Source organism: Cytobacillus sp. IB215316 (assembly GCF_033963865.1).
Classification (GTDB): Bacteria; Bacillota; Bacilli; order Bacillales; family SM2101; genus Nanhaiella; species Nanhaiella sioensis.
Genome location: NZ_JAXBMC010000011.1, coordinates 79,530 through 93,592, shown reverse-complemented (window position 1 = coordinate 93,592; position 14,063 = coordinate 79,530). Strand labels below are relative to the sequence as shown.

Annotated in this window: 10 protein-coding genes; 3 read left to right on the top strand and 7 right to left on the bottom strand. The window is 36.4% G+C overall.

The features are described from left to right. Positions 1-4: 4 nt before the first annotated feature. Positions 5-559, bottom strand: coding sequence for a pyridoxamine 5'-phosphate oxidase family protein (locus tag SLH48_RS16415; RefSeq protein ID WP_320259057.1), 555 nt, complete (start codon positions 557-559; stop codon positions 5-7). Positions 560-671: 112 nt separating this feature from the next. Between SLH48_RS16415 and SLH48_RS16410 the strand changes: the two genes are divergently transcribed. Beyond that, on the top strand, positions 672-2,081 hold the full coding sequence (locus tag SLH48_RS16410) for a PLP-dependent aminotransferase family protein (protein WP_320259025.1): 1,410 nt from the start codon (positions 672-674) through the stop codon (positions 2,079-2,081). 266 nt (positions 2,082-2,347) lie between these two features. Beyond that, positions 2,348-2,770 (top strand): DUF5412 family protein, encoded by a 423-nt coding sequence (locus SLH48_RS16405; protein ID WP_320259024.1) that lies wholly within the window; start codon positions 2,348-2,350, stop codon positions 2,768-2,770. 412 nt (positions 2,771-3,182) lie between these two features. On the opposite strand, the gene SLH48_RS16400 is transcribed toward SLH48_RS16405, so the two are convergent. Both SLH48_RS16400 and SLH48_RS16395 read right to left on the bottom strand, forming a co-directional pair. After that, positions 3,183-3,821, bottom strand: coding sequence for a hypothetical protein (locus tag SLH48_RS16400; RefSeq protein WP_320259023.1), 639 nt, complete (start codon positions 3,819-3,821; stop codon positions 3,183-3,185). 14 nt (positions 3,822-3,835) lie between these two features. After that, on the bottom strand, positions 3,836-4,426 hold the full coding sequence (locus tag SLH48_RS16395) for a matrixin family metalloprotease (RefSeq protein ID WP_214480528.1): 591 nt from the start codon (positions 4,424-4,426) through the stop codon (positions 3,836-3,838). An 826-nt stretch (positions 4,427-5,252) separates the two neighbouring features. On the opposite strand from SLH48_RS16395, the gene SLH48_RS16390 reads away from it, so the two are divergent. Continuing rightward, positions 5,253-6,236 (top strand): alpha/beta hydrolase, encoded by a 984-nt coding sequence (locus SLH48_RS16390; protein WP_320259022.1) that lies wholly within the window; start codon positions 5,253-5,255, stop codon positions 6,234-6,236. 79 nt (positions 6,237-6,315) lie between these two features. Here SLH48_RS16390 and metH read toward each other — a convergent pair whose 3' ends face one another. Genes metH through SLH48_RS16370 form a run of 4 tightly spaced genes read right to left on the bottom strand, consistent with a single transcriptional unit; the run spans position 6,316 to position 13,921 of the window. After that, a complete protein-coding gene (gene metH / locus SLH48_RS16385; RefSeq protein ID WP_320259021.1) occupies positions 6,316-9,780 on the bottom strand; it encodes a methionine synthase in 3,465 nt (1,154 codons plus the stop codon). Continuing rightward, positions 9,770-11,623 carry a bifunctional homocysteine S-methyltransferase/methylenetetrahydrofolate reductase gene (locus SLH48_RS16380; protein ID WP_320259020.1) on the bottom strand — a complete coding sequence of 618 codons (1,854 nt, stop codon included), beginning with the start codon at positions 11,621-11,623 and terminating at the stop codon, positions 9,770-9,772. The genes metH and SLH48_RS16380 overlap by 11 nt, the downstream gene beginning before the upstream one ends. Beyond that, entirely contained in the window at positions 11,620-12,804 is a 1,185-nt protein-coding gene (gene metC / locus SLH48_RS16375) for a cystathionine beta-lyase (RefSeq protein WP_320259019.1), read from the bottom strand. Before metC ends, SLH48_RS16380 begins: the two co-directional genes overlap by 4 nt. Further along, positions 12,797-13,921: a methionine biosynthesis PLP-dependent protein gene (locus SLH48_RS16370; protein WP_320259018.1), complete on the bottom strand. Its 1,125-nt coding sequence runs from the start codon at positions 13,919-13,921 to the stop codon at positions 12,797-12,799. Before SLH48_RS16370 ends, metC begins: the two co-directional genes overlap by 8 nt. Between the last annotated feature and the right edge of the window lie 142 nt (positions 13,922-14,063).

The window sequence follows — 14,063 nt, the reverse complement described above, 5'->3', positions numbered from 1 at the left end:
TTTGTTATTCAGACGGTCTTTCCTCTAAATCTTGCTCTCTTGTACGACCATTGTAAAATAGTGCCTCATCTATTAATTTGTTTTCTTTCGCTGTAACCTGTTCAGCACGAAGGCGGTACACAACGGTTTTACTATTTTTAGAAGAACGATATGAAGATACGTGATGCTTTGATAGTTTATCACTAAAATAGCCTGGCACATATTTATCAAGCATGACTTGCATAGATTTGGTTGCTTCCTCAATGTCATGTACGATTTCGAGTTTACCGAAGATCATCACGCTGTAATAGCCAGTGCTTGTATGTGCTGGTACAGGATTTGTAATTGTACCCTGATCTTCTGCAATTGTGAAGCAGGCTTGTGGGTTTTCTTCAATGATACGTTGTTTTCTCCCTTCTTCAGCTCCATGAAAATATATGCAATCATTCATCCATACATAATTAAGTGGAACGACATACGGTAAATGACCATCTGCTAAACCTAAATAACCCGCTTTGATACGGTGGCAAAATTCATTAACTTTTTGTCGATTCACACTTTGTTTTTCTTCTCTTCTCATTGTATACAATTGAAGCCCCTCCTTTTATTTAGTAAAGTAATTGTATTAACAATCTGACTATTCGAAAAGGTACAGTTTTTACATTTCACTAGGGGATAGATTGGAGGAACACATGCTTGAAGTCACATTAAGCTTAGATAAGGAAAGTGAAACGCCATTATATATGCAAGTGTATCAATACTTTATAAAAGAGATAGAAACGGGTAAAATCCCACCACAAGCAAAACTTCCATCGATTCGTAGCCTTGCCGACCACTTAAGTGTCGGTAGAAATACGATAGAGTATGCGTATCAACAATTGATTACAGAAGGGTACGTAAGAAGTGAACCACGGAAAAGACTAATTGTTAACCAACTGGACAAAGACCTTCTATCTCAAATACATACTATACCTACTAAAAAAGATACCGCAGATGTTCAACAGGAAAAGCCTTTTACGTACGATTTTCGATATGGAAATGTTGACCTTGAACATATTCCTTATAAGCTGTGGAAAAGACACATGAATGAAGTGTTGGCAACTAATGATGATCAGCTCATATTTTATGGTGATAAAAAAGGTGATATACAGTTACGACAGCAGCTTGTTCATTATTTGTATCAAGCAAGAGGAATTTCTTGTACGACTGACGAGATTATTATCGGAGCTGGCATGTATCAAATGTTAAGTGTTATTAGTCAAATACTTATGAAGACAAATGATACGGTTGCCGTAGAAAACCCTTGTTATGATGGTGCACAGCGGGTTTTTGCAAATCATGGCTTTAATTTAGAAGCTATTTCACTCGAAGAGGATGGTTTAAATATAGATCAATTGGCAAAGGGAAGCGCTAAAACTGTATATGTCACACCGTCACATCAATTCCCAATGGGGATGGTTCTACCTATTCAAAAACGTCTTCGCCTCATACAATGGGCGATCCAAAATAATGGCTTTATTATTGAGGATGATTATGACAGTGAATTTCGTTATCAGGGAAATCCGATTCCTGCATTAAAAGCACTGGATCGAGATGAACGTGTCATTTATATTGGCACATTTTCTAAATCTTTTATGCCAGCCATCAGAGTGAATTATATGGTCTTACCAACAAGGTTATTACATACATATCATTCTCATTTTGTAACGTACAGCCAACCAGCTGCTGCACTTATTCAAAAAACATTAGCACATTTTTTAGCAAAGGGTCATTTTGAACGCCATATCCGGAAAATGCGTAAAGTATATGCTCAAAAGCATCGTGTATTAATTGAGGCAATCCATAACTATATGGGGAATAAAGTGAACGTACAAGGTACACATGCAGGAGTTCATGTAATTATTAGCATTCCACATCGTAATGAAACAGAGCTACATGAAAAAGCAATTTCTGCTGGAGTTAATATATATTCAGCTAAAAAATATTGGGTGGGAGAGTCAACAGCAGATACCGCTCATTTTATCCTTGGCTTTGGAGGGATGTCATCAGAAAAAATTGATGAAGGGATAAAACATTTAAGTAAAGTTTGGTTTGCAGATTAAATGCTTTTATTATGATATTAAAAACCTGGCTATTTTTGGAAAAACGGTTAGTAGTCAATGTATTTGGAGTATTTTCATTGTAAGTAAGAGCTCATGTAATATCAATAACATAAAGGTTCAAAAATGAGGGGATAGCTATTTTATTAAATATAATCGGTTTCTTTCTATTTGTTACTACTTTACTGGTATTTTTCATCTTTACTATTAAATTAATAATCTTCTTTGTTAAAAAGAAAAAATTCCCCACAAAATTATTACTTGCTACTTTGTCAGGAGTAATTTTGTTTCTTGGATTATTTGTTTATAGAAACTATTTCTTTACATTTGATAGCCTCAAGGGTGAGTCTTACTTAATTCCAGTGAGTTCTCCAACAATGAAATACACAGCAAATGCCTACTATATGCCATACGGTGGCGCAGCTGGTGGCGTGAAAATATGGGTAGATGTTACATATCATGATGAGAATGATAAAATTCAAACAGTTTATTATAGTGAAGCAAAAAGTGGTTTTTCTATGAGCTGGAATGACGAGGATATTCTATATATAAAAAATGAAAACTCAGAAGTTCCAAATTCAAGCAGAAGTATTATCTTGGAAATTGGTAAAGAGATCTATCATGAATATGGTTTAGCGTGTAAAAGTTGGTTAATGCAGGATGAATATGAGACTTGTTATCAATATGAATAGTTATCGTGATAGCGGGTGTTTACTGGATAGTATTCATTATATAGAGGGTTAAACAATATGCGAATGAGTAGTTTTAATATGAAAGGATCTTCTCGTAAACTTTGTTGTATTGTTATTAATTAGATTAGCAGGTAGTAATTTTATTCTGTTGTCTTCATTTTAATGGAGAAAAAATGTGGCTTGTCGGAAAAACAACAATCATACGAAGACAGATTATGTAAAAGAACCTGTTTTGATCAACCTTAGATCAAAACAGGTGTGGTTAACGTCGGTGTTTTTAGGAGTCTTCTCATAAACTTTGTTTGAGGTTTATTAAAAACTAGAAGAACCTTAATTGGATTGTATGTTTTAATGTTGTAAATAACTACTATCTGTGAGGTAAAAGCGTTTATTAAAAGTTGTTATTGATATATTAGTTGTTATTATCATGCTCTTCTTTTAGTTTTCTTTCTTCTTCATTTGCTTTCTCAATCTCTTCTGCAGTCATTACGTCTAATTCAATCGGTACGTATGGAGAATCTTCTAACATAGCATTAAGATCTGAAGTTAATAGTCCTTCTACACCTTCTAATTTTTTGCTGCCGACAGCAACAATTTCTCCATCTTTTTTGACTTTGTAATGACCTTGATAAAGTCCCATAAATCTGTAAGCATCATCAATAACTGGACCTTCATAGTTCTTTAAGAAGAATAAGACCTTTTCATTTTTTTTGACAAGAGGGTCCAATTCACCTACATCATTTTGTAATAGTGTAATCCTGTCTCCTTTCGATAGACTATTACCATGATCTCGGTAAATATCTTTAATCTGAATTGTAGATTCATAGAAGTTGATCCCTTTATAATCAAATGCCTTGCCTTCAGTTTTTACTTGCCCGACTATTACGATAGGTGTATTTTGGGCTAATTCATTCATATCTGCGAAAACCTCTGAAGGGTTAGCATCCACGCCTTGTTGACTAGGAGCTTTAGCAGGGTTAGAACTTTGAATAATATTGTTACAACCTACTAATGTAATTACCGTAACCAATGCAATGAGGCATTTTTTCATATTCATTCCTCCTTTTAATAAATACTTCTAATACCACTAATATCTCCATCACCAAGATCAACTTGACTAATATCTCTATTAGAGTTATTACTCATAATTTCAGTTGTACAACTAGTATGGCTTAATCCATGAGTATGACCATATTCGTGAATGGCAGTACGTTCATACTCAACAAATCCGTACCAAGAATAATTTTTATGGTAATATTCATTTAAATATATATCCTTTGGTGAACGTGCATAATAAGCAGCACCGACCCATCCGGTATCCCCATAATCATCACTTTCTATTGCAAGATTATTTCCTCTTGATACTTCATTGAAATTAAAGAAACTAAAATGTTCATTCCATTCTTCACCAGCGAGATCAATGCGATAACTGTAATCATAAGATCCATTCTGTGTGTATGTGAAATTAATGTTAATTTGTTGATTGTTATCATATTCCCATCCACTATAACGAGAAATCTTTTTATAGCAATTTGAGGAGGGGTGTTCATCTGTTGGAGCAGCATTTGTCGAACCTATAACTATTCCAAAAAGCATCAACATTGTCAAAGCTGATAGAAATAACACTCTAACTTTAGAGCTAATACGAGAAGACATAAAAATTTTCTCCCTTCTAATTAAAATGGCCAACAAACTACTAACATTGGTAACTAATTTACATTTTCACCTCACCTTCTAGCTTTTTCTGATGTATACGATCGTTATTTTATAAAAAACACTCTTTTTAATATTGAAATAGCAAAATGATATTAAATGCCTAAGTAAGTGCTTATCCACTTTATTGACATACTGTCTATTTGTAAAGATAAAGACTCATTGACAACTCATTTGGGAGGGGAATCTTTGCTCTAATGTCCAATCACTTTGTAGAATATTTCTGTAAATTGAATTGGTAACAACATAGATCATGTCTTAGTGGTATACTGCTGAAAAAACTAAATTTGTTCATTTTAAGCTGCTTTGGAATAACAATTTGTTTTCGTACGATAACTAAACATATTGTGATAGCTAAAACGGTTAGTATCAAATACCCTTGTCTTGCTTGTTATTCAAATTTAGTAACAATCGTGGCAGAGCTTACGATGATTGGTGTTATTTCTTTATAGTCGGATAAAGTTCTCCCTTTAAATTTTTCTTCGGTGTGTTCTATCAATAGTGCTTTATCTATTAATTTGGAATTAATATTTATTCTGTAAAAAATCCTCTAGAGACCTCTACGTAGTGGGAGATGTCACATCAAAATATTTCAGATAGGAGGAGGTTGGACTCGCCTTGGTTGTTGAATAATCCTCCTTTAGGTGGAAGTAATAGCCTGCTAAAGGCTGTTACTTAAACATTCGTTATCAAGTATAGTCAAAGGGTAACAGTACTTGGCAGTAAATTATAATATTCATATATTAAGAAGACTAGGGGGAGGATGCACATGATTATAAGTAGAACGCCTAGTTTTAAAGATTTAAATGGTAGACTTATCGAAGGGAGCGTCGCATCTATAGAAATGTTGCGACTTGGAAAAATTCAACAATGTGTCTTAATGAGAGGGAAGAATAAAAAGAATCCAATACTACTTTTTCTGCACGGGGGTCCAGGTACTGCCCAAATAGGTTTTGCACCGAAATTTCAAAGAGAATTAGAAGAACATTTTGTAGTAGTGAATTGGGATCAAAGAGGGACTGGTAAATCTTATGCTAGTAATATCCCAGTTTCTAGCATGAATATAGATCAGTTTTTGCTTGATCTTCATGAACTTATTGAAGAGCTACTACAGCGCTTTAAGCAAGAAAAACTCTATTTAGTTGGTCATTCATGGGGGAGTGTATTAGGGTCTCTGTTCATTTCGAAGTATCCTGAGTTAATACACGCATATATTGGTGTCGGTCAAGTAGTCAATATGGAGAGAAATGAAGAAATCTCCTATGAATATACGTTACATAAAGCAAATGAAACGAATAATAAAAAAGCGCTTGAACAGTTGATGAAAATTGGCAATCCCCCATATAAAAATCAGGTAGATTTATTTTTACAAAGAAAATGGTTACGAAAATTTGGTGGATCATTTCACAATATGTCATTAAGTAAGTTTATTCTCTCATCGATATCATTTCGTGAATATTCATTTGTCGATTTAGTAAAGTATATGGCAAATGGAGAACGTTTTTCTATTAATAATCTTTGGGATGAGTTGATGGAAGTAAATTTAATTAAACAGGCTCATACATTTAAAGTTCCAGTGTATTATTGTGTTGGGCGTTATGATTATCAGACGCCTCACGAATTAGTTGTGGATTATTTTAATATAGTTGAAGCACCCAAAAAAGAGCTTATATGGTTTGAGAATTCTGCTCATGCTCCAAATTTTGAAGAACCTAATAAGTTTTATGAAGTTTGCATGTCTGTCGCTCAATAGATTTTATTGACAAAGGTATTGAACATAATAGGGAAACCTCTATAATAATTGAGGTTTCCCTTAATTTGTTTCAATTCATTCAATTAGTATTTTCGATCACGTTAAAATATTTCGCTTCAGGGTGTGAGAAAACAATAGCCGAGACAGATGCTTCAGGTTCCATCATAAAGCCATCAGTTAAAGAAATTCCAATGTCATCTGGCTTTAATAAGCGGAAAAGCTTTCCTTGATCGTCCAAATTTGGACATGCTGGATAACCAAATGAAAAGCGTTGACCTTGATATTTGGCTGCAAAGCGCTGCTGCATTGTAAAGTCAGCTGGGTCAGGAAATCCCCATTGATCTCTCATCATTTGATGAATGCGTTCGGCAAACCCTTCTGCTAGCTCAAGAGCGAGTGCTTGAATGGCATGACTTTTTAAAAACTCGCCCTTTTCTTTTAACATATTTGCCTTTTCTCTCACATCAAAGCCAGCTGAAACGACGAAGAAACCAACATAATCCATTTCACCACTATCGACTGAACGAATATAATCAGCCAAACATAAATATGGCTTTTTACGTTGTCGAGGAAACGTAAAACGTTCTAGGATTGTTGTTTTATCATTTGGGTCGTAAATGATGACGTCATCGTCTTTTGATTGAGCAGGGAAAAATTGATAAACAGCTGCAGTTCGTAATAGGTTAGCTGTTTTTGCCTCAAGAAGTAAGTTATCAACTACTTCTTTTAAGGCAAGTGCTCGCTCATCTTGTTCAGCTATTAACTGATCTACCTTTCCTTTGAGCCCTAAATGATGTCCTAATAACATGCGCATGTTAATATATGGCTCAAGATGACCTATAGGATACCCTTTTAAGACATGCCTTTTTAAATCATTTGGCAAAGTTATTGGATTATTAGTCGCTACACTAGATTTAATTTTTTCTAATACGGCTACAGCAGTTTCTTTTTTAGTAGCTGTATTGATCTGTTTATAAGCTTCTTTCTTCGTTGCTACATCTGATAAAATCTTATTCTTTTCGTCTTCATCTTGCAGGCGGTTGACGATTGAAAGGCCATCCATCGCATCTTTCGCGTATAGGACTGGACCTTCGTATTCGGGAGCAATTTTTCGATCGGTAAATTTTCGAGATAGAGCTGCCCCACCAACTAATATAGGAATTGATATGTTTGATTGGCTCATATCTTGAGCAGTTAAGACCATTTGTTGAGCTGATTTAACGAGTAACCCTGATAAGCCGATGATATCAGGCTGTTCTTGTTGAATGGCTGATATCAGCTGTTGTGGTGTCACTTTAATTCCTAGGTCAACGACATGAAAGCCATTATTGCTTAAAATAATTTCTACAAGGTTTTTACCTATATCGTGGACATCACCTTTGACAGTTGCTAATAATACTTTCCCTTTTCCATGACCAGCTTCATCATTTGTTTCCATATAAGGCTCGAGGAAGGAAACCGAAGCTTTCATCACTTCTGCACTTTGTAATACTTCCGCTACAATCAGCTGATTGTCGTTGAAGAGACGACCGACTTCAGCCATACCTTCCATAAGAGGTCCGTTAATAATATCTAACGGTGTATCATATTTAGTTAAGGCGATTTCTAAGTCAGGAATTAAACCTTCCTTCGTACCTTCAATCACATACTCAGCGAGTCGTTCTGGCAGGGATCTATTGATGGCTGCTTTTTTCGGCTCCTTCTTCTTCCCACGATAAAAAGCTGTGAATTCAGCTAGAATGTCATCTGTTGTTTCAAATAATAAATTCTCCGCTAAAGTCACTTCTTCTTGTGGAATGGAAGCAAATCTTTCAAGCTTTTGTGTATTGACAATCGCATAATCTAAACCAGCTACTGTGCAATGATAAAGGAAAACAGCATTTAAAATTTCACGCCCTACACCAGGTAATCCAAAAGAGACGTTGCTTATGCCAAGCATTGTTAAACAATGTGGTAATTTTTCTTTAATAAGCCTAATCCCTTCAACAGTTTCCTTCGCTGATCCTATATACTGCTCATCACCTGTACCTACAGGGAAGACGAGAGGGTCAAATATAATATTTTCTGGCTTAAGTTTATATTTATTTACTAGTAGATCATAGGAACGTTGTGCGACCTCTAGCTTCCGTTCTCTCGTTACAGCCATGCCAATTTCATCAATGGTTCCAACAACAACAGCAGCCCCATATCGATGAATAAGTGGAACGACCTTTTCAAAACGTTCTTCGCCATCTTCTAGGTTAATTGAGTTAATGATCACCTTTCCTTGTGAATAAGATAGCGCTTTTTCTATTACTGCTTCATCTGTAGAATCAATAACGAGTGGTACTTTCACCTTTTTAACAACTTCTTGAATAAATTGCTCCATATCATCTAGCTCTTCGCGGTCTGGATCAGCTAGACAAATATCAACTACGTGGGCCCCACCTTTTACTTGTGCTCTACCGACTTCAGCAGCTTCTTCAAACTTACCATCAGCAATGAGGTTTTTAAATTTTCTTGAGCCGATTACATTTGTACGCTCTCCAACTAATAACGGTCGCATAGAATCATCGTATATAAGTGGTTCTATCCCAGCTACAGTGTGTTGATGATTCCCTTCTTGGACACTTCGAGGCTTAAGACCTTCTACCTCTTTTGCAATCGCTCGGATATGTTCAGGTGTTGTCCCACAGCACCCTCCAATAATGTTTAGCCAACCATTTTTAGCAAAGCCTGCTATTTTCCTTGCTAATGATTGTGGAGACTCATGATATTGACCTTCTTCATCAGGTAAACCAGCATTAGGGTAACAGCTCACAGCTGTTTGAGATAATTGTGATAATGTGCGTAGATGGTCGGTCATAAATTCAGGGCCTGTCGCACAATTTAAGCCGATGGATACTGGTTGCATGTGCTCTAAAGATAAATAAAATGCTTCAATATTTTGTCCAGCAAGCGTTGTACCCATCGGTTCTATCGTAACTGAAACCATGAGTGGTAAGGTTTTATTTGTTAATGTAAAAGCATTATTAATACCAAAAAAAGCAGCTTTTACATTAAGCATATCTTGACATGTTTCAAGTAATAAAAGGTCACAGCCACCATCAATTAAGCCTTTAGCTTGTGTTTCATACTCATTAACTAATTCAGAAAATGTCGTTCCACCTGTAACAGAAAGTGTTTTTGTTGTTGGTCCCATAGACCCAGCTACAAAGCGAGGCTTATGAGTAGTAGAGAAATCCTCGGCTGCTTTTTTGGCAATTTCAGCTGCAATTTTGTTTATATCATAGGCTTTATGTCCGAGTTGGTATTCATTTAGAACAAGGGGGGTTCCTCCAAAAGTGTTCGTTTCAATGATATCAGCCCCCGCTTCTAAATAAGATCGGTGAACCCAGTCAATGACATGAGGAGCTGTGATGTTTAAATGTTCGTTACAGCCGTCAAATTCTTCTCCTCCAAAATCTTCAGCCGTAAGGTTTGCTTCTTGAAGCATCGTCCCCATGGCTCCATCAATTATTAAGATTCGCTTGTTGATCTCTTGTTGAAAATGCTCAAAGCACATGATGAATCTTCCTTTCTCTTACTCCATCTTTTTTACGGATATAGTTTGTTAATGCTACAGTCATGTCATAGCGTAAAAATGGTGTAATTAAATAGATTCCTTTAAAATATTCCATAGCCGTATCTATTAACTCCTGTGCAATTTTCACACCTTCTGCTGAGCATATTTCTCTATCATCTCCACAGCTCTTCATACGGTGTAAGATGTCATCAGCAAGCTTAATACCAGGAACCTCATGGTGCAAAAATTGGGCATTACGATAGTTTGTTAACGGCATAATACCAAGAAAGATAGGAACTTGTAAATGCTTGGTCGCTTTATATATTTGGATTATTTGCTCTTGGCTAAACACAGGCTGACTAATAAATGAATCAGCACCGAATGCGATTTTCTTTTCAAGCCTTTTTACGGTTGGTTCTAAATGACGGACATTTGGGTTAAAGGCAGCTGAAACACCGAAGTTCGTCTGTAATTTTAATGACGTTCCTGAGATAGACTGTCCGTTATTAAATTGTTTGATCATTTGTATTAATTCAAATGATGAAACATCATATACTGAAGTAGCACCTGGAAAATTACCAACTTTAGTCGGATCACCAGTTACAGCCAATACTTGATTAATACCAAGTGTATGAATACCCATAATATGTGATTGAAGTCCTATGATGTTTCGATCACGACAAGTAATATGAACGAGAGGGCGTATATTATATTTTTCTTTTAAAATTGAAGCAACTGCAACATTACTAATTCGTGGAGTTGCTAGAGAGTTATCTGCTAAGGTAATCACATCAACCCCAGCCTGTTGAAGTGCTTGTGCACCTTTGAAAAATGTATCTGTATCCAAATGTTTCGGTGAATCAAGCTCAACAATGACTGTGCGTCTAGACTGTACCATTTCGTGTAAATGAGGTTCAGCAGCAACGGTAGGCTTACTGACTGAAATTGGTTTACGTTCCTTTACACGTTTTTCATCAATTGGAGTTAAACCATTTATTGCTTTCCTCATCGCCTCAATATGCTTTGGTGTCGTTCCACAACAACCACCTAACAATCTAACTCCTTGCTCGCGCATGCTAATAGCTGCCTCTGCAAAATATTCAGCATCAGATTCATAAATCAGTCTTCCATCAACTAAGTCTGGTAAACTTGCATTAGGGTAGGCAGAAAGGTATGCATTGTTAGGCAAAGGAACTTGCTCAAGTGACTTAATTGTATGATAAGGACCGAGTCGGCAGTTTGTTCCAATCACATTTGCTCCAAGTTGCTCGAGCTTTGAAAATGCTTCATGTAATGGGGTACCATCCTGTAGTACGCCAACTTCATGCATAGACACTTGGGCAACGACTGGTTTTGTTGTTCTTTTCCTTACTTCTTGCAGTACGGTGTATAGTTCTTCAATGTCATAATAGGTTTCCAGTAAGATTCCATCAACATTTGCTTCTAACAGTGCATCAAGCTGTTCGATAAAAGCCCCTTTAATTTCTTCAAGTTCGGCAATACTTTTCCTTACGCCACGAATTCCACCTATAGTTCCTAATATATAATGCTCGTTACTTTTCCCGATGGATCGTTTTGCTATTTGAACTGCAGCTCTATTAATTTCTTTTACTTTATTTTCAAGGTCGTATCTAGCTAATTTAACACGATTTGCTCCATACGTATTAGTTTGGATAACATTAGCTCCTGCTTGAATATATGCTTCATGTACTTGTTGGATCCGATTTGGTTGAGTGAGGTTAAGTTCCTCAAAACAATAGTCGACACCGTATGAATAGAGGAGGGTCCCCATCGCACCGTCAGCAATTAAAATGTCATTTTTTAAACGTTCTAGTAGTTTCATAGGCTCACCTTATACTCTGGCTGCTGTGTTGGAAGTTGATCTAATGCTTGTGAGAAATCTGCTATAAGATCAAGAGGATTTTCAAGACCGACAGATAGTCGCAAAAGCCCGTCAGTGATTCCTCTTTTATTTCTTTCTTGAGCAGGCATAGCTGCATGCGACATTTTTGCCGGATAAGATAAAATGGATTCAACAGCACCTAGGCTAACAGCGAATACTGGTATTTTTATATATTTTGAAAGAATACGTACACTTTCAACATTCTTTAATTTAAAAGATAATACAGCACCTGGGCTAGTAGACTGCTCTTGTTGAAGGGTATATCCTTCATGGTCAGTTAAACCTGGGTAGTAAACCTCCTCAACTTTGGGGTGTTGTTGTAAAAATTGCGCAAGCTGTAATGCGCTTTGTGAAGATTGTGTCATGCGGACGTGCAGTGTTTTTATGCCTCGTAAGACGAGCCAAGCATCTTGAACCCCAAGGACTGCACCGAATGCATTTTGAATAAAGGCAAGTTGGGTGGCTAACTGCTCATCTTTGACAACGGCTAGCCCCGCGATGACATCACTATGTCCTGATATGAACTTTGTTGCACTATGCAAAACGATATCTATACCTAAATCCAATGGTCGCTGTAAAATTGGAGTCATAAACGTATTGTCTAAAAATGTGAGACAACCTTGCTTTTTAGCTAGTGTGACAATAGCTCTAATATTAGTCACTTTAAGTAAAGGGTTTGACGGTGTCTCAATATATATTACCTTCGTATTTGTTTGAATAGAGTTTTTAACGTCCTGTAAGTTCGTCATGTCAACAAATGTGTGATCGATGCCGAATTTGGTTAGTACCTCCGTTACAACCCGAAATGTTCCACCGTACACATCCTCACTTATGAGGACGTGATCTCCTTTTGATAACAGCATAAAAGCACTTGATATGGCTGCCATACCAGAGGAAAAAGCAAAGCCTCTCACACCATTTTCTAATTCTGCTATCGTCTCTTCTAAAGCTTCACGGGTAGGATTACCAGAACGACTATAGTCATATTTTGAAAAATTCTCTAAATCATCTTGATGAAATGTTGATGCATGCTGAATTGCAACACTTACTGCTCCTGTATGAGGATCTACTTTATGCTTATTATGAAGTAGCTTAGTTTGATCAGAAAATGAATTAGACATAGGTGTTTACTCCTTCCTTAGCAGCTTTTAATGCTGATATAAGGTCATCTATGAGATCATCAGCATTCTCGATACCTATTGAAAATCTTAATAAGCGATTGCAAATTCCGTTTGCAACTCTTATTTCTTCAGGTATATCTGCATGTGTTTGTGTAGCTGGATAGGTGATGAAGCTTTCAACGCCACCAAGACTTTCAGCAAAAGTGATTAGGCGTAAGTTTTGTAAAAATGGATTAACCCACTTTTCTTCTCGAATTTTAAACGACAACATGCCACCACGCTGTGGATAATAGATTTCTACAATATCTTCATGAGTTTGCAAAAATGAAGCGATTTTTTTTGCATTTTCTTCATGCTGTTTTAGACGTAAATGAAGAGTTTTCATTCCACGGATGAGTAACCATGAATCAAAAGGTGATAATACAGCACCAATTGCGTTATGGTAATTACCGAGTTGAGCAGATAGCTCCTCTCCTTTTGAAACAATTAACCCTGCTAGCACATCATTGTGGCCCCCCAAGTATTTTGTCGCACTATGGATGACAATGTCTGCCCCTTGAGTTATAGGTTTTTGTAACAGTGGAGTATAAAATGTATTGTCCACGATTAATAATAAATCATTTTTCTTTGCAAGCTCTGCTGCAATTTTTAAATCAACCTCTTGCATAAGTGGATTTGTTGGAGTTTCTATAAATAAAGCTTTCGTATTGCTGTTTATTAACCCTTCTACAGCATTTATGTCACTAAAATCAGCATAGTGAAAAGTAAACCCATTTTTTCGAAAAGATTCTTCAAATAGCCGATATGTTCCTCCGTATAAATCATGTGTAACGATCAGTTCATCACCCTGCTCAAAGAGAGCTAATACTGTTTGAATCGCAGCCATACCTGAACTACAAGCAAAGCCTTGATCACCTTCCTCAAGTTGTGTTATTGCCTGTTCGACAATTTGTCGTGTTGGATTACCCGTTCGAATGTAATCATACCCTGTAGATTCGCCTATACCTGTGTGACGATAGGCTGTAGACAAATAGACAGGTGGATTGACCGTCCCAGTAACATTTTCACTTCTGTTTCCAATCTGGGCACATGCTGTTTCGATATTTATTCTCGTCATATAAATTCCTCCTCATTTCATTTGGTTTTCTATACTTGTTTAAAGTAGTAAAGTTTTGTGGTAGTTTTAGAACGTTAAGGACTTTTAAATCCATAAAAGAGAAATAAAAAAAGCCTTCTGATAAGAAGGCTTTGAGTTTAAT

Bases quoted from the DNA above. Each gene is read 5' to 3' on its own strand.
- SLH48_RS16415 (WP_320259057.1), bottom strand. From the start codon at position 559: ATGAGAAGAGAAGAAAAACAAAGTGTGAATCGACAAAAAGTTAATGAA.
- SLH48_RS16410 (WP_320259025.1), top strand. From the start codon at position 672: ATGCTTGAAGTCACATTAAGCTTAGATAAGGAAAGTGAAACGCCATTA.
- SLH48_RS16400 (WP_320259023.1), bottom strand. From the start codon at position 3,821: ATGAAAAAATGCCTCATTGCATTGGTTACGGTAATTACATTAGTAGGT.
- SLH48_RS16395 (WP_214480528.1), bottom strand. From the start codon at position 4,426: ATGTCTTCTCGTATTAGCTCTAAAGTTAGAGTGTTATTTCTATCAGCT.
- SLH48_RS16390 (WP_320259022.1), top strand. From the start codon at position 5,253: ATGATTATAAGTAGAACGCCTAGTTTTAAAGATTTAAATGGTAGACTT.
- metH (WP_320259021.1), bottom strand. From the start codon at position 9,780: ATGTGCTTTGAGCATTTTCAACAAGAGATCAACAAGCGAATCTTAATA.
- SLH48_RS16380 (WP_320259020.1), bottom strand. From the start codon at position 11,623: ATGAAACTACTAGAACGTTTAAAAAATGACATTTTAATTGCTGACGGT.
- metC (WP_320259019.1), bottom strand. From the start codon at position 12,804: ATGTCTAATTCATTTTCTGATCAAACTAAGCTACTTCATAATAAGCAT.
- SLH48_RS16370 (WP_320259018.1), bottom strand. From the start codon at position 13,921: ATGACGAGAATAAATATCGAAACAGCATGTGCCCAGATTGGAAACAGA.